We start from the raw sequence: 14,980 nt of genomic DNA on the forward strand, positions 1-14,980 counted from the left end.
GCTGGCCCAAAGGGCAAAATACATGGATGTATTTTGTAATCGAAGATGAAGCCGTTGGGCATGAAATAAAAAAGCCAGTCTTATGAGACTGGCTTTTTTATTTTTATGGTGCCCAGAGGCGGAATCGAACCACCGACACGCGGATTTTCAATCCGCTGCTCTACCGACTGAGCTATCTGGGCCTAACGTGAATGGTGCCGCTTATCCGAGTCGAACGGATGACCTACTGATTACAAGTCAGTTGCTCTACCAACTGAGCTAAAGCGGCAACCTAAACTGTGTGACAGGACTACAACGCAACCACATCACAAAAATTTATGGTGCCCAGAGGCGGAATCGAACCACCGACACGCGGATTTTCAATCCGCTGCTCTACCGACTGAGCTATCTGGGCAACGGGGGGTATTAAACGGATTTCGGCTAACCAAGTCAACTTATTTTTTAATTGCCTGAATCGTTAGCTTAATACTTGAGCAAAGAGCGCGTTTTTCATCCCTTTATGCCCCAAATTTACGCAATCAAATTGGAATTAACGACGGGCGGGTTGCAGGGGCTGGGCTTGTCCCTGCCCACCCCAACAAAATCAATTTGCCGATGTATCCAAAGGCGCAAAAGATTTGACTAACTGATCCAATTCTTTCATTTGCTGCAGATAAGGTTCCAGTTTTGCCAAAGGTAAAGCACAAGGACCATCACATTTAGCTTCATTTGGATTCGGATGGGCTTCGATAAACAAACCAGCTAAACCTAATGCCATACCAGAGCGGGCCAACTGAGCCGCCTGAGCACGACGGCCATCAGCTGAATCAGCACGACCACCCGGGCGCTGCAACGCATGAGTCGCATCAAAAATCACTGGAGCGTATTGCTTCATATCATCCATACCTAGCATGTCGACCACTAGGTTGTTATAACCAAAGCTGGAGCCACGTTCGCAGAGGATAATTTTATCGTTGCCCGCTTCCTGAAACTTGGTGATGATATGACGCATTTCATGCGGCGCTAAAAACTGTGGTTTTTTCACGTTAATCACAGCACCGGTCTGCGCCATTGCTATGACTAAATCGGTCTGACGGGCTAAAAAGGCCGGCAACTGAATCACATCCACCACTTCTGCCACAATAGCGGCCTGATAAGGTTCATGCACGTCGGTGATCAAGGGGACGTTAAAAGTTTTTTTAATCTCTTCAAAAATCTTTAAGCCTTCTTCCATACCAGGGCCACGGTACGAATGCACAGAAGAACGGTTGGCTTTGTCAAAAGAGGCTTTAAAGACATAAGGAATGCCCAGCTTTTCTGTGACTTTAACGTAGTACTCCGCCACTTGCATGGCTAAATCACGCGACTCTAAAACGTTCATGCCACCAAAAAGCACAAAAGGTTTGTTATTGGCGACTTCAATAGCGCCAACCTGAATAGTATGTTGGTTTGTCACTTTTTATTCCTCAGACAAAATACTGGATACTTGTGCTCATACTACAACTAATGCAGCCATTGTGGGTAGGACGACAACTGGCGGATTTGTTGTTTCATATGGTCGTTGGATGGGTCGTCCGGCTTTTGATCAACAAAGTACTGGTAGTCACTAATTGCCAATGACCAATAATCCAACAGCTCGGACAATAAACCACGCTCCCGGTGTAAATAAGGATCCCCAGGCTTCTGGTCCAATAAATGCTGTACCACAGCCATCGCTTGTTCACGTTTACCTAAAGCCAACAGCAGCTGCTTTTGTAGCTGCCAAAGGCTAGCGCAAAAGGCTGAAAAATCAACATTTTGTGTCGCCAGCTCCTGAGTGATACTTAAAGCAAGTCCGTTTTCAGGGCTTAACAAACATTGCCAGGCGCCAGTATATGGATCAACCCACACTTTTTCCGCTTTGGATAAATGCACCTGAACTAAATATTCGCCTTTGTAACGCACTATATCGCTCTCAAAACCCGCTTGTTGCAGCCAGCATAACAACAGCAGTACTAACACCAAAGGGTCGGCTTCGCGTTGATTAATGGCGTAACTCAGTAAGGTGGGCTGATGCATCTCTTCAATTAGCAAAGGTTTGAGTGGTGGAGTAAAAAAGGCGTCACGATAAAAGTTGTCGACATGACGGGCCAGCGCATTCATGGTCGGAATTTTTTCCGCCGAAGCTGGTGCTATTGCAAACCAGCACTCTCTGGCCAGCTGAATTTGCCCGGCATCCGTCCACTGTTGCTCTATCGCTAATAATAACTCAAGCAGGGCCAAGCCCTGCTGTTTTAACTCAGACTTCATGTACTACCTAAAACCATGAAAAATAAAACCAAAAAGCAAGGTTATCCTGAGCAATCAGCCCTTTTAACCAAAAAGCACTGAGGTTTTAGTAACAGCCACTTTACCTACCAGCGCCAACCAACTTAAAGCACCTATAAAACCAACCCAGCGCATCAGCAAAGTACGGCCTTTTAACGCCATAACCGCCAAACCAATATAAGCAAATAAACCAAAGAGTTTATCTGTCAGCCATGGCGTTTGAAATGGGTATTGCTGAATAGTCAGCATCAGGCCAATAGCTGTGAGTAGTAAAAAAGTATCTACCACATGAGGCGCAATTTTTAAGAACTTATTCTGTAACAATGCCGGGGATTTTAAACTCAATAAAAACCGTACTGCCAGAAAAGTCACGCTAAGCGCAATAAACAGCATGTGAGAATGTTTTAATGCCATATACATAAAAATAATTTCCTTACACTCATTTGCTTAAAAATCTAAAAGTGACAAGGCCACCCCGAGGTGGCCTTTACCATGAGCAACGCTACTCATCGTCATCTGGGTATTTTTGCAGTATTGCCTCAAGTTTGTCGACCCGGGTTTTAAAAATTTCGACCAACTTAGGGTCAAAATGCTTGCCCGACTCGCTACTAATCTTTTCCAGCACCTGGGTTAAAGTCCAAGCCGATTTATAACAGCGTCTGTGCCGCAATGCATCATAAACATCAGCTAAAGCAGCAATGCGGCCATAAATATGGATCTCATCACCTTTTTTACCGTTGGGGTACCCAGATCCATCCCATTTTTCGTGATGATCCTGAGCAATCACAGCACCAGCCTGAATAATGGTACGCTTTGAATTCTTTAGAATTTCGTAACCAATGCTGGAGTGTGTTTTCATCACTTCCCACTCCTGGCCTTGAAGTCTCATAGGTTTATTCAGAATACCGTCTGGTATACCTACTTTGCCGACATCATGCAAAGGCGACGCAAACATCAGCTTTTCCGCTTCTTCTTCCGGCAAACCATAAGCTTTGGCCAGATCATAGCAAATAAAGGCCACCCTCTTTACATGATTACCTGTCTCGATAGACCTGTGCTCAACGGCTTCACTCAATCGATAAACAATTTCGCGTTGCGTATCTTCGATCTCACTTTGTAACTGAACGTTTTCATAAGCAATTTGTACATTTTGTGAAAACAACTCTATCAAACGCTTTTGCGTTTCGGTCATCTGATTAGGTAAACCAGACACATAAAGCAAAGAACCCGACGTAAACTTACTGGTGCAATAGGCCACTAAATAATTGTCGCGGTACACTATACTACGGCTGTAAAGCGCTTGGTGAAATGCGTCCAGTAAAGCAGGCTCCAGTACTTCACTGATCTGTTTGCCTTCCTGTTTCTCAAACTGGCCCAAGCCAGCAAATACGACTAAACGCTCTGGGTCATCCTCTTCGTTAATATTTCCTGCAACCAAAGAAGACCTGACCAGTAAAGCATTGTCGTTACCTCCCAAAATAGAAGTCAGTTGTTGCAGTACACCATCAATAAACTGCTCCATAGAATGCGCAGAAAATAAGTCAGCAGAGGCCGTGATGATTTTCTCAAGGCCTTGACGGCTGTGGTCAATAGCCAGAATATCGCGATAAGACCTTAAGCTCGACATCACCACAGTGAACAGCTTTTGCGCCGTCAACTCAGTTTTGGACTTATAGTCGTTAATATCGTAATTGACTATCACCTGACGCTCAGGCGCCTGACCTGGCTGACCTGTGCGTAAAATAATACGCACATAATGATTATGCAGCTCTTCCCGAATATAACGTGCCACCAGCAAACCTGCATCGTCGGTCTCCATCACCACGTCCAGAAGTACAATAGCTGCATCGTGGTGCTTGGCCAGCATTTCTCGGGCTTCACGGCCTGAATAAGCGCTAATAAAGTCTAAGTGTCTACCTTGAAAAGAAAAATCACTTAACGCAAGTTTAGTCACCGCATGAACCTCAGGCTCATCGTCTACTATTAAAACTTTCCAACTTCCTTGGGAAACATGCACTACTTCCTCAGGTTCATCAGCAAACAAAAAATCATTCGCCATGCAACACTCCTTTTAGCTTGCCGCGCATTGAATCGCTTTGTGTTTATTTATATGCGCTAAACAAGGAAGGGTCAAAGCAAAGTCGTTGAAAATATAAATATTTTGGAATTGAAGTAGCAAAGATTGCGGTTAATGAACGATAAGGCCAGGTCCTGCCAGAGTTTAAGCTTGCCAATTAAACAAAGGATTTAATTTAATAGTAATAACGACACGAAATAATCGTAATTGCATGATTATCAACAGCGAAGACCAGTCTGTTTGTATCATCTATACGACGAGACCAAAAATCTGCTAAGTTTTCTTTGAGCGGTTCAGGTTTACCAATACCTTCAAAAGGTGAACGCTTTACATCACTGATAAGTTTGTTTATACGTTTGAGCGTTTTCTTATCCTGCGTTTGCCAATACAAGTAGTCATTCCATGCCTCGTCAGTCCATGAAAGTAAACCACTACTCATCAAGCAAATCCCGTGGCGTCACTTGACCAGCTTTGAATTGCGCAATTGAGCGATTCAAATGCTCAGCATTTGCAGGAGAACGTAATAAATGCACAGTCTCCATCAGGCTATTGTAATAATCGAGTGACATAACAACGGCATCTTCTGCATCACGACGAGTTATTACCGCGGTATCAGCATCATTGACCACCGAATCTAAAAGCGCTTTTAAGCTATTTCTTGCTTCTGTAAAAGATACAATTCTCATAAAACCTCCACATGTACAACTTACAGTACAAGTATAAACTCAAAGCCCTGACTTGTACGCTAACTGGAACAGGTAGGTTGACTAACCTTCAATGAGCACAGCAAAAAAGTGCCTATATCAAACACCCAGTAATGGAGGTATTTCAGGCGATGGTATTTCAGTGCCAGTTGCAGCAGTGTTTTAATGGCCCGCTTTCAGCAAAGGCAGTTAAAGGCAGAACAATGGCTCTTTTGCCTTGATAGTCGAAATCCTGCCGATGTATTTCCCTGAAAGTTTCGATCAGGCTGGTCTGGCAATGAAAGTAAACCTTAATAACATCAGGATCTTTTGGCTTCCAGTCGATTCGAATTGCACTGCCCCCTTTGACCAGATAGCTGGCTTCCCCCATTTCAGACTTTCTTCCACTACACCTAAGGCATCTTCCTCTGCAACAGCAAAGATAAGACGGCGCACCTCTTCAAGCTGCTTTTGCGCCACTAACGGATAGCTGGAGAATTTAACCTGGATTTCAGCTGTCATTTCGCGTCCAAATGAGTGAGGGGTTATCCAGCTTAATCAAGAGGATATAGCTCAAAATCTACGAACTCTTCCCACTTTTTAAACCACTGGTAAAACAAAGCTTCGTCATTCGATTCCATCAACTGAAAACAGATGTTTTTCTCCGCATTCACCCATGAATTTAAGTAGTACAAGCCCTCAGGAAACTGGCGGCCTTTGGCGTTATAAACTTTGTAGTTTTCTGCCATAAGCCCAGGTTTAAAGTTTTCGACTACCATGTATTTTTTCAAAATATATCCTTATGTCTGATAACGCTTAGCAAAACGCTGGCAAAATCACCAATATAATAGCGTGCTAATTTCTATGGTTTTGTTGAACTAAGTTCCTAAATTATCTTAGCTTTCCTTGTTCGGCAATTAATAAATAAAAGCGATTGGATAACGCCAAAGACAACAGACGGGCGCGGATAAACCGCGCCCCTACAGCAGGTTTTGGCAGAAGTAATTCAAAGAAAGGAAAAAATCAAACTTAAGCTGGAAGCTGCCCACCAGTGATACGCCACTGGTCGCCGTAATCTTTTACTGATTGCACAGAAGTAAAACCTGCGTTGGTTAGAATTTGTTGCACAGCGTCGCTTTGCTGGTAGCCGTGTTCCAGCCATAACCAGCCGGAAGGAGTCAGGAATTGTGGGGCTTGGGTGCAAATATGCCGAATATCGGCCAGGCCTTGCTCTGGTGCTACCAAGGCTGAGTCTGGTTCAAAGCGCACATCGCCCAAAGCTAAATGCGGGTCTTCTGCATCGATATAAGGCGGATTGCTGACGATTAAATCAAACTGTTGCCCTGCTATGTCATCAAACCAGCTGCTTTGTTTGATCTGGCAATTGGTTAAAGCCAGAAGCTGAACATTCTGCTTTGCAAGTGCTACAGCATCAGGTTGTAAATCAACGCCAGTCACAATCCAGTTTGGTTTCTCTTTCGCTAAAGCTAAAGCTATAGCTCCTGTGCCAGTGCCTAGATCCAGCACTTTGGCGTTAGCAGGCAAAGGCAAAGCTAAAGACTGTTCGACTAACAGTTCGGTGTCAGGTCTGGGTATTAAGGTGCAAGGGGCAACAGCGATTTTAAAATCCCAGAAATACCAGTAGCCCAGAATATGCGCCAAAGGCTCACCGCTCAGACGGCGGGTCAGCACTGGTTCTACTAACAGCAGTTGAGCTTGGGTCAGCTCACGCTCTGGATACAACATCAAAGTAGTGGCGTTGATATCCAGCACTTCCAACAGAATACGCCGGGCTTCCTGTTTTGCATCCGCAGATACAGGGCCGGTTTCAAGTAAAGGAGTCAATAACGCAGCAGCTTGTTGCAGCCACTGCGTCAAAGTTGGCGAATTACCAATAGCAGTATTAGCGATTTTCATCAGCCAAAGCAGCTAACAAGTCGGCCTGGTGTTCATGGCTTAATGGACCAATCACCAAGTCTAAATCCCCTTCCATCACATCTAATAAACGGTAAATGGTCAGGTTGATACGGTGATCCGTTAAGCGGCCTTGTGGGAAGTTGTAAGTACGAATACGTTCTGAACGATCACCACTGCCGACTAAAGAGCGGCGGGTCGATTCTTCCACTAAGCGGCGTTTTTCATCTTCAGCGGCCTGAATACGCGACTGCAACACGCTCATAGCGCGGGCACGGTTTTTATGCTGCGAACGCTCATCCTGACATTCCACCACTATACCTGTTGGTAAGTGAGTGATACGAATGGCAGAGTCCGTTCTGTTGACGTGCTGACCACCGGCACCTGAGGCGCGGTAGGTATCTACTTTTAAGTCCGCCGGGTTAATTTCAATGGCTTCGCTTTCTGGTACTTCCGGCATAATGGCCACAGTACAAGCTGAGGTATGCACCCTACCCTGAGATTCAGTGGCTGGCACACGTTGTACGCGGTGACCACCGGATTCAAATTTCAAAATACCATAAGCGCCTTCGCCCTGAATACTGGCGATCACTTCTTTATAGCCACCGTGTTCGCCGTCGTTGCAGCTGACAATTTCTACTTTCCAGCGTTTGCGTTCACAAAAACGGCTGTACATACGGAATACGTCGCCAGCAAAAATAGCGGCTTCATCACCACCGGCACCGGCACGAATTTCAAGGAAGCAGCTATTGCTGTCGTTTGGATCTTTGGGTAACAACAGAATCTGTAAGTCCTGATCCAACTGCTCAATACGTTCTTTGGCCGCTTTGTATTCGTCCTGCGCCATTTCACGCATGTCCGGATCTGAGTCTTTCATCATGTCTTCAGCGCTGGCTAAATCCTCCTGCGCCTGACGATACAAACCAAAGGCATGGCTCAGTTCTTCCAGTTGGCTGTACTCTTTAGACAACTCACGAAAACGACTTTGGTCAGAAATTACGCCAGCGTCACTTAATAACGCCTGAACTTCTTCATAACGTTCGACCAGAGCTTCGAGTTTGCGGTACACCGATTCTTTCATGTTGTTTCTATTTACCTGATTACAGATCTAACAAAGTGTTGATCAAAGATTGTTGTTGAGGTTGCTCATCTTGCAGTAACTGCCTCAGCGCCTTGGTTGGTGCATGCATCAACCTGTTACTGAGTTTAGTCGCAAGTTCAGCTAATACTTTTTCCGGGTCCTGCCCTGCTGCAATTTGTTTACCCGCTTTGGCCAGCAATTCGTCACGTATGGCTTCGCCTTTGTCGCGGTAATCGCGCACTACGTCCAACTGGCCATGCAAACTCAGCCACGAATTGAACTCATTGACGCCCTGCAAAATCATCTGCTCGGCTTCAGCCGCCGCTTCCTGACGGTTCTGCAAATTTTGCAGCACTATGGATTGCAAGTCATCCACTGTATACAAATAAGCGTCTTCCAGTTCGGATACTTGCTCTTCAATATCGCGTGGCACAGCTAAATCGACAAAAAACATAGGTTTATGACGCCGTTTTTTCAGCGCCTGTTCCACCATACCTTTACCGACAATGGGCAAGGTACTGGCGGTAGAACTAATAACAACATCGGCATTGGCCAGAGCCTGCGGCACTTGAGCCAGGCTCACTGCTTCACCATTAAACTGACTGGCCAGAGCCGCAGCTTTGTCATAAGAGCGGTTAGCGACCGTAATTTTTTCCGCGCCCTGCTCCAGCAAATGTTTAGCCACCAACTCTATGGTCTCACCTGCGCCAATCAACAGCACCTTCACTTTGCCGAGCTGTCCGAATATTTGCCGGGCAAGGCTTACCGCAGCAAAAGCGACGGATACGGCACTGGCACCAATATCTGTTTCAGTACGAACCTGCTTAGCGACTGAAAAGGTCTTTTGAAACAAACGTTCAAAAGCCGGGTTAATAGTACCGGCCTGACGCGAATGGCTATAGGCCTGCTTCACTTGCCCGAGAATTTGTGGCTCACCCAGCACTAAAGAATCCAAACCACAGGCCACACGCATTAAATGACTGCTGGCCTGCTGATCCTGATGCAGGTATAAATGATGCTGCAATTCGGCTAAGTCCAACTGATGAAATTTGCTGAGCCAGTCAATTACTTGTTTCGATTGCTCAGCGCTGCCGCTAAAATACAGCTCAGTTCTGTTGCAGGTGGACAAAATCACAGCATCAGGCACCTGAGTCTGAGTGGTCAGATCCTTTAAGGCGTCCAAAATTTGTTCAGGCGCAAAAGCGACCTGCTCACGTAAGGAGACAGGTGCAGTTTTATGGTTAATACCTAAAGCAAAAATGATCATTCACCTGTGTGGCCCGTTTCGAAAAAACCGGCGTTAGTCAAAAGAGGGCGAATTGTACGAAAAAGCCCAAACTAAAAAAAGCGTAGAGAAGGAATTAGTGTGTTTGCAGTGATAAAAACTGGTTGTTTTGTAGTTTTGAGTCTGATTTTGACAGGTTGTGCCAGCAACAGCAGCCAGCTAAAGCCAGTTATTCCGCTATCAGCCCAACAACGGCAAGTGCAATTAGATCAATTGCAGGAGTTTACTCTGACCGGAGCCTTAAATGTAAAATCCCCTGCAGAGAGTGTTAGCGGCAGTTTAAACTGGCAACAACAAGGGCCTTATTTTCAGGCCAATATGACTACCTTTGTTGGTATCAGTGTGTTTGAACTGGAAACCGATGCCCGCGGTGCTACGGTCAAAGCCGAGGGTGAAACGCATAAAGCTCAGTCGGCCAGTGCTCTGCTGGATTATTTATCCGGCTGGAGTTTACCTATTGAAGAAATGCCGTTGTGGCTCAAAGGTGTAGCAAGCGCAGAAAGTTTTAATCATCAGTGGGACGCCCAAGGCCGTTTAACCAGCTTTACGCTCAAAGACAGCCAGCAGCGTGACTGGCAAGTCAGTTATGTGGCGTTTTTCCCCGATGCCTTAGCCTTACCTAGAGAGATCCGACTAAAAGCTCAGGCCGATGGCAGCAGTATTAAGCTAGTGGTGCGTAAATGGCAACTTTAACCTTATCAGCGCCGGCTAAACTGAATCTATTTTTACATATCACAGGCCGCAGGGCCGATGGTTATCACAATCTGCAAACCTTGTTTCAAATGCTGGATTGTGGCGACCAGCTTAGTTTCACACTCACCAGGGATGGTGAAATCCACTTTAGTTGTTCGGATAAAAGCATAGAAAATGACAGTAATCTGGTAGTGCGCGCGGCTAGGTTATTACAGCCTTTTGCCTCGGATAACGCTGGTGTAAAAATCTATCTGGATAAACAAGTGCCTATGGGGGGCGGCTTAGGTGGCGGCTCTTCCGATGCGGCGACCACGCTGCTGGCACTGAACCAATTATGGCAATTAAAGCTATCAAACGCACAGCTTTGTGAACTCGGCTTAAAGTTAGGTGCCGACGTTCCTGTGTTTGTATTCGGAAAAACAGCTTTTGCGGAGGGGGTTGGAGAAAAATTACAACCCATTAGTTTGCCGGAAAAATATTACCTGATTGTGACGCCGGAGGTGCATGTCAGCACGGCTGAAGTCTTTGGTAACCCTGATTTAATCCGCAATACGCCCATCATGTCGGTGAAAGATCTACTAGACTCAGAGTGGCAAAATGACTGCGAAACTCTGGTCAAACGGCTTTACCCCGAGGTTGCAATGGTACTGGACTGGTTGATAGAATACGCGCCGTCCAGAATGACAGGTACCGGCGCCAGCGTGTTTGCCGAGTTCCAGGACGAATTAAGTGCCCGTCAAACCCTTGCAAAATTGCCTGCACCATGGCGTGGTTTTGTTGCTAAAGGGGTCAATCAGTCTGCTGTCCTGACTGAATTGGAACATGCCGTATGACGCATAGCAGGCGCCACAAAAGGCCTGCTGTATTATTAACCGGACTCATAAATTGCCCTGAGGATCCTGCCGTGCCCGACATGAAGATATTCGCTGGTAACGCCGTACCAGAACTCGCCAAGAAAATAGCCAGCCGTTTATATATCAAACTGGGCGATGCCGAAGTCGGCCGTTTTAGCGACGGTGAAGTCAGTGTGCAAATCAATGAAAACGTCAGGGGATCTGACGTTTTTATTATCCAGTCTACCTGTGCTCCAACCAATGATAATCTGATGGAACTTATTGTCATGGTAGATGCCTTACGCCGCGCTTCTGCCGGTCGTATTACTGCGGTAATTCCATATTTTGGTTATGCCCGCCAGGACAGACGCGTGCGCTCTGCCCGTGTGCCTATCACTGCCAAAGTAGTAGCTGACTTTTTATCCAGCGTTGGTGTGGACCGTGTACTTACCGTAGATTTACATGCCGAACAAATTCAGGGGTTCTTCGACGTCCCAGTAGACAATGTATTTGGCAGCCCTATTTTGCTGGACGATATGCGTAAGCGCGAATTTGTTGCACCAGTGGTAGTTTCTCCGGATATAGGTGGTGTAGTACGAGCCCGCGCTATCGCCAAACTGTTGAATGATGCTGATTTAGCTATTATCGATAAACGTCGTCCTAAGGCCAACGTGTCTCAGGTGATGCATATCATCGGTGATGTCAAAGATCGCGATTGTATTATTGTTGACGACATGATTGATACAGGTGGCACCTTATGCAAAGCTGCTGAAGCCTTAAAAGAACAAGGTGCAAAACGAGTATTTGCCTACGCTACCCACCCAGTGTTCTCTGGCAATGCAGCGGAAAATATCAGAAACTCAGTGATTGATGAGCTAATCATCACTGACACTATGCCACTCAGTGCTGAAATTCGCGCTATCGCCAAAGTGAAGCAACTGACATTAAGCGATATGCTGGCCGAATGTATCCGTCGTATCAGCAATGAAGAATCTATCTCTTCTATGTTTGATTAATCAGACGCCTGATTAACTTCAGACTGCAGATTTGAAAAAGACACCAAAAGGTGTCTTTTTTTATACTTGTCTTTTGTAGCTTTCATTTGCAGCCTTAAGGCTGCAGTGATACCATAGCGCGCTTTTTTGCGTCGGCTGAATTTCAATTCGTCAGGCAAAAAAGCTTCTTCCTGGGGTCAGGTCGCGGAACTCAGGGTCTATTAATTTTTGGAGAATACCATGTCAAACGCCATTTACACGTTAAATGCAGAAGTCCGCTCTGATTTAGGGAAAGGTGCGAGCCGCCGCCTACGTCACGCAGACAAAGTACCAGCTATCATTTACGGTGGTCATCAAGAAGCTCTGTCTATCACTTTAGATCACTCTAAACTGTTACAAGCTCAGGCTAACGAAGGTTTCTACACTCACATCCTGACTATCGTTGTTGGCGGTGAAGAAGTAAAAACTATAGTTAAAGCTATGCAACGTCACCCGTTCAAGCCAAAAGTTATGCACGTTGACTTCCAACGCGTAGAAGCTGGCCACGAGTTACACACTGTAGTTCCAGTACACTTCATCAACGAAGCTGCTGCAACTAAGAAAGGCGGCGTAGTTGCTCACCACATCAACGAACTGGCTATCACTGTGTTACCACAGAACCTGCCAGAATTCATTGAAGTGGATTTAGCAGACGTTGAAGTAGGCGTAACTCTGCACTTGTCAGATCTGAAAGTTCCTGCTGGCGTAACTATCACTGAGTTAGCCAAAGGCGCTGGTCATGACCAAGCCGTTGTATCTGTGAACAAGCCTGCTGGCAAAGCAGACGAAGACACAGCTGAGTAATGACTGAAGCAATTCAGTTAATTGTGGGCCTGGGTAATCCAGGCCCAGAATACAGCCAGACCCGCCACAACGCAGGTCAATGGTTTGTAGAACAACTTGCCCGCCGCTATAACGTTTCTCTTCGTCCTGACTCTAAATTTTTTGGCCTGACTGGTAAATTTGTCACCCAAGGTCAGGAATATAAACTGCTGGTTCCCACTACGTACATGAATTTAAGTGGCAAAGCCGTTGCAGCTATGGCGCAGTTCTATAAACTTTTACCCGAAAACATTCTGGTGGCTCACGACGAAATGGCGATAGCGCCCGGCGTAGCTAAATTTAAACTGGGTGGCGGTCATGCCGGTCACAATGGTTTAAAAGACATCACCAGTAAACTCGGCAATAATGCCAATTTTTATCGCCTGCGACTGGGTATTGGCCATCCTGGCCACAAAGATTTAGTCACAGGTTATGTGCTGGGCAAAGCACCGCAATCCGAACAGAAGCTGATCGACCAAGCTCTGGATGAATCGATGCGTTGTTTTGAGCTCTGGTTAAGCGATGGCTTAATTAAAGCGCAGCACAGGTTACATAGTTTTAGCGCGGCTTAAATAAGGCATCAGTCCAGTTTAAGCGCGTCCGGTTCGCAAACAGCACGGCTTTGCCGTCTAAGCACAAAGGAAACACCCATGGGTTTTAAATGTGGCATCGTTGGTTTACCAAACGTAGGTAAATCCACTCTGTTCAACGCACTGACAAAAGCTGGTATTGAAGCGGCTAACTTCCCGTTTTGTACTATCGAACCAAATACCGGTGTGGTGCCTGTGCCTGATTTGCGTTTACAGCAACTGGCCGACATTGTAAAACCACAACGTATACTGCCAACGACCATGGAATTTGTCGATATCGCAGGTTTGGTAAAAGGCGCTTCTAAAGGTGAAGGTTTAGGTAATAAATTCCTGGCCAACATCCGTGAAACCGACGCAATCGGCCACGTAGTACGTTGTTTTGATGATGAAAACATCATCCACGTTGCAGGCAAAATTGATCCGGCAGACGATATCGATACCATCAATATGGAACTGGTATTGTCTGATATGGACAGCGCCGATAAAGCTATTTTCCGTGTCAGCAAAAAAGCCAAAGCTGGTGATAAAGACGCCAAAGCTGAAATGGAAGTGCTGGAAAAAGTTAAAAAACACTTAGAGACAGGCTTAACTTTACGTCAGCTGGACTTAAGCGACGACGAAAAAGCCCTGGTGTCGTACATGAACTTCCTGACCATCAAACCTACGATGTACATCGCTAACGTACTGGAAGATGGTTTTGAAAATAACCCACACTTAGACGTAGTCAAAGCCATAGCCGCTAAAGAAGGCGCTATTGTGGTGTCTATCTGTGCTGCTATTGAATCTGAAATTGCTGAGCTGGAAGACGAAGAAAAAGCTGAATTCTTAGAGTCTATGGGCTTAGAAGAACCAGGCTTAAACCGCGTCATTCGTGGTGGTTACTCACTGCTGAACCTGCACACCTACTTCACTGCTGGTGTAAAAGAAGTTCGCGCCTGGACTATTCCAGTTGGCGCCACAGCACCACAAGCAGCTGGCGTGATCCACACCGACTTCGAACGTGGTTTTATCCGCGCTCAAGTGGTGTCATACGACGACTTTATCGCCTGTAAAGGTGAAGCCGGTGCCAAAGAAGCAGGCAAACTGCGTGTTGAAGGTAAAACCTACGTCTGTAAAGACGGGGACGTCATGCATTTCTTGTTTAACGTTTAACCATTTGGTTTTACGTTAGCTTTGAAAACCGGACTTTTTAGTCCGGTTTTTTGTTACGTACCTAAGATTGGCCTAAAAAATTTAGGCTGATATAAAAGTTAAGGCAAGTGTTACATTTAGCCTTGAGGACATCGATCACTCCCTAACCGTAGTTTGGTTGCCAGGGTGCCGGTTAATTTCTGGCAATAGGTGGTTACAACCACGATACACAGACCATAAAACTGTAGCTCTCCAAGTCATGGATTAGGCGAACAATGGCAGTGTGGAACAGCGAGTTTTTAGTTGAAATTAAAATGTTTTTTTAAATTAAGTTGTTCGGTAATGTTCTGCGAATTTATTGAAAGCGGCAATCACTTCATCACAGTCAATCACCGGCTGCAGATTCAATAACCATTGATGAAACTGGATTAACCACCCATTCTGATACTCATCAAAACGATTGTTTACCATCTCCTTTAACGCAGGTAAATTGGCAAAAAAAAGTCTTGCATCTTCATTTTGCGTATTCTGATTTATCTGAACACCTATTC

At 45.7% G+C, this 14,980-nt stretch carries 18 protein-coding genes and 3 tRNA genes; 6 read left to right on the plus strand and 15 right to left on the minus strand.

Annotated elements, in window-relative coordinates:
- Nucleotides 1-106 precede the first annotated feature (106 nt).
- The 14 genes from EMM73_RS19055 to hemA all read right to left on the minus strand — a co-directional run bounded on the left by EMM73_RS19055 (nt 107) and on the right by hemA (nt 9,308).
- Nucleotides 107-182 (minus strand) — tRNA-Phe (locus EMM73_RS19055).
- Between the two features lie 10 nt (nt 183-192).
- Nucleotides 193-268, minus strand: a tRNA-Thr gene (locus EMM73_RS19060).
- Between the two features lie 50 nt (nt 269-318).
- Nucleotides 319-394: transfer RNA gene (locus tag EMM73_RS19065), tRNA-Phe, on the minus strand.
- 189 nt (nt 395-583) lie between these two features.
- The gene (gene kdsA, locus EMM73_RS19070; protein WP_053425237.1) at nt 584-1,435 is read right to left on the minus strand and encodes a 3-deoxy-8-phosphooctulonate synthase; all 852 of its coding nucleotides are present in this window, start codon (nt 1,433-1,435) and stop codon (nt 584-586) included.
- A gap of 47 nt (nt 1,436-1,482) precedes the next feature.
- Nucleotides 1,483-2,268, minus strand: coding sequence for a tetratricopeptide repeat protein (locus EMM73_RS19075; RefSeq protein ID WP_127688360.1), 786 nt, complete (start codon nt 2,266-2,268; stop codon nt 1,483-1,485).
- 63 nt (nt 2,269-2,331) lie between these two features.
- Entirely contained in the window at nt 2,332-2,706 is a 375-nt protein-coding gene (locus EMM73_RS19080) for a SirB2 family protein (RefSeq protein WP_127688361.1), read from the minus strand.
- An 82-nt stretch (nt 2,707-2,788) separates the two neighbouring features.
- On the minus strand, nt 2,789-4,345 hold the full coding sequence (locus EMM73_RS19085; RefSeq protein ID WP_127688362.1) for a DUF3369 domain-containing protein: 1,557 nt from the start codon (nt 4,343-4,345) through the stop codon (nt 2,789-2,791).
- A gap of 193 nt (nt 4,346-4,538) precedes the next feature.
- Nucleotides 4,539-4,802 (minus strand): Txe/YoeB family addiction module toxin, encoded by a 264-nt coding sequence (locus tag EMM73_RS19090; protein WP_127688363.1) that lies wholly within the window; start codon nt 4,800-4,802, stop codon nt 4,539-4,541.
- Nucleotides 4,795-5,049, minus strand: a complete 255-nt coding sequence (locus EMM73_RS19095) for a type II toxin-antitoxin system Phd/YefM family antitoxin (RefSeq protein WP_127688364.1) — start codon at nt 5,047-5,049, stop codon at nt 4,795-4,797. The genes EMM73_RS19090 and EMM73_RS19095 overlap by 8 nt, the downstream gene beginning before the upstream one ends.
- A gap of 279 nt (nt 5,050-5,328) precedes the next feature.
- Entirely contained in the window at nt 5,329-5,568 is a 240-nt protein-coding gene (locus EMM73_RS20235; protein WP_222422706.1) for a hypothetical protein, read from the minus strand.
- Nucleotides 5,569-5,600: 32 nt separating this feature from the next.
- On the minus strand, nt 5,601-5,837 hold the full coding sequence (locus tag EMM73_RS19105; RefSeq protein WP_127688365.1) for a DUF3303 domain-containing protein: 237 nt from the start codon (nt 5,835-5,837) through the stop codon (nt 5,601-5,603).
- A 238-nt stretch (nt 5,838-6,075) separates the two neighbouring features.
- Nucleotides 6,076-6,963 (minus strand): peptide chain release factor N(5)-glutamine methyltransferase, encoded by an 888-nt coding sequence (prmC, locus tag EMM73_RS19110; RefSeq protein ID WP_127688366.1) that lies wholly within the window; start codon nt 6,961-6,963, stop codon nt 6,076-6,078.
- Nucleotides 6,950-8,041: a peptide chain release factor 1 gene (gene prfA / locus EMM73_RS19115; protein WP_127688367.1), complete on the minus strand. Its 1,092-nt coding sequence runs from the start codon at nt 8,039-8,041 to the stop codon at nt 6,950-6,952. Before prfA ends, prmC begins: the two co-directional genes overlap by 14 nt.
- Nucleotides 8,042-8,060: 19 nt before the next feature.
- Nucleotides 8,061-9,308 carry a glutamyl-tRNA reductase gene (hemA, locus tag EMM73_RS19120; RefSeq protein WP_127688368.1) on the minus strand — a complete coding sequence of 416 codons (1,248 nt, stop codon included), beginning with the start codon at nt 9,306-9,308 and terminating at the stop codon, nt 8,061-8,063.
- Between the two features lie 99 nt (nt 9,309-9,407).
- Between hemA and lolB the strand changes: the two genes are divergently transcribed.
- The 6 genes from lolB (at nt 9,408) to ychF (ending at nt 14,450) form a co-directional block, all read left to right on the plus strand.
- Complete coding sequence (gene lolB / locus EMM73_RS19125) at nt 9,408-10,019, plus strand: lipoprotein insertase outer membrane protein LolB (protein WP_186435298.1); 612 nt, start codon at nt 9,408-9,410, stop codon at nt 10,017-10,019.
- A complete protein-coding gene (gene ispE, locus EMM73_RS19130) occupies nt 10,007-10,852 on the plus strand; it encodes a 4-(cytidine 5'-diphospho)-2-C-methyl-D-erythritol kinase (protein WP_127688370.1) in 846 nt (281 codons plus the stop codon). Before lolB ends, ispE begins: the two co-directional genes overlap by 13 nt.
- Nucleotides 10,853-10,923: 71 nt before the next feature.
- On the plus strand, nt 10,924-11,868 hold the full coding sequence (locus tag EMM73_RS19135) for a ribose-phosphate pyrophosphokinase (RefSeq protein ID WP_040555222.1): 945 nt from the start codon (nt 10,924-10,926) through the stop codon (nt 11,866-11,868).
- 219 nt (nt 11,869-12,087) lie between these two features.
- Nucleotides 12,088-12,690: a 50S ribosomal protein L25/general stress protein Ctc gene (locus EMM73_RS19140; RefSeq protein WP_127688371.1), complete on the plus strand. Its 603-nt coding sequence runs from the start codon at nt 12,088-12,090 to the stop codon at nt 12,688-12,690.
- Nucleotides 12,690-13,280, plus strand: coding sequence for an aminoacyl-tRNA hydrolase (gene pth, locus EMM73_RS19145; protein WP_127688372.1), 591 nt, complete (start codon nt 12,690-12,692; stop codon nt 13,278-13,280). Before EMM73_RS19140 ends, pth begins: the two co-directional genes overlap by 1 nt.
- Before the next feature lie 78 nt (nt 13,281-13,358).
- A complete protein-coding gene (ychF, locus tag EMM73_RS19150; protein ID WP_127688373.1) occupies nt 13,359-14,450 on the plus strand; it encodes a redox-regulated ATPase YchF in 1,092 nt (363 codons plus the stop codon).
- A 306-nt stretch (nt 14,451-14,756) separates the two neighbouring features.
- On the opposite strand, the gene EMM73_RS20120 is transcribed toward ychF, so the two are convergent.
- On the minus strand, nt 14,757-14,980 hold a 224-nt coding region (locus tag EMM73_RS20120), incomplete at its 5' end, for a hypothetical protein (protein ID WP_186435299.1).

The organism is Rheinheimera sediminis, assembly GCF_004005375.1.
GTDB lineage: Bacteria > Pseudomonadota > Gammaproteobacteria > Enterobacterales > Alteromonadaceae > Pararheinheimera.

Excerpts from the sequence above, each read along its gene's own strand:
- ychF (WP_127688373.1), top strand. The coding sequence starts at position 13,359 with ATGGGTTTTAAATGTGGCATCGTTGGTTTACCAAACGTAGGTAAATCC.
- EMM73_RS19140 (WP_127688371.1), top strand. The coding sequence starts at position 12,088 with ATGTCAAACGCCATTTACACGTTAAATGCAGAAGTCCGCTCTGATTTA.
- hemA (WP_127688368.1), bottom strand. The coding sequence starts at position 9,308 with ATGATCATTTTTGCTTTAGGTATTAACCATAAAACTGCACCTGTCTCC.
- EMM73_RS19075 (WP_127688360.1), bottom strand. The coding sequence starts at position 2,268 with ATGAAGTCTGAGTTAAAACAGCAGGGCTTGGCCCTGCTTGAGTTATTA.
- prfA (WP_127688367.1), bottom strand. The coding sequence starts at position 8,041 with ATGAAAGAATCGGTGTACCGCAAACTCGAAGCTCTGGTCGAACGTTAT.
- EMM73_RS19085 (WP_127688362.1), bottom strand. The coding sequence starts at position 4,345 with ATGGCGAATGATTTTTTGTTTGCTGATGAACCTGAGGAAGTAGTGCAT.
- EMM73_RS19095 (WP_127688364.1), bottom strand. The coding sequence starts at position 5,049 with ATGAGAATTGTATCTTTTACAGAAGCAAGAAATAGCTTAAAAGCGCTT.
- EMM73_RS20235 (WP_222422706.1), bottom strand. The coding sequence starts at position 5,568 with ATGACAGCTGAAATCCAGGTTAAATTCTCCAGCTATCCGTTAGTGGCG.
- pth (WP_127688372.1), top strand. The coding sequence starts at position 12,690 with ATGACTGAAGCAATTCAGTTAATTGTGGGCCTGGGTAATCCAGGCCCA.
- EMM73_RS19080 (WP_127688361.1), bottom strand. The coding sequence starts at position 2,706 with ATGTATATGGCATTAAAACATTCTCACATGCTGTTTATTGCGCTTAGC.
- EMM73_RS19090 (WP_127688363.1), bottom strand. The coding sequence starts at position 4,802 with ATGAGTAGTGGTTTACTTTCATGGACTGACGAGGCATGGAATGACTAC.
- ispE (WP_127688370.1), top strand. The coding sequence starts at position 10,007 with ATGGCAACTTTAACCTTATCAGCGCCGGCTAAACTGAATCTATTTTTA.
- prmC (WP_127688366.1), bottom strand. The coding sequence starts at position 6,963 with ATGAAAATCGCTAATACTGCTATTGGTAATTCGCCAACTTTGACGCAG.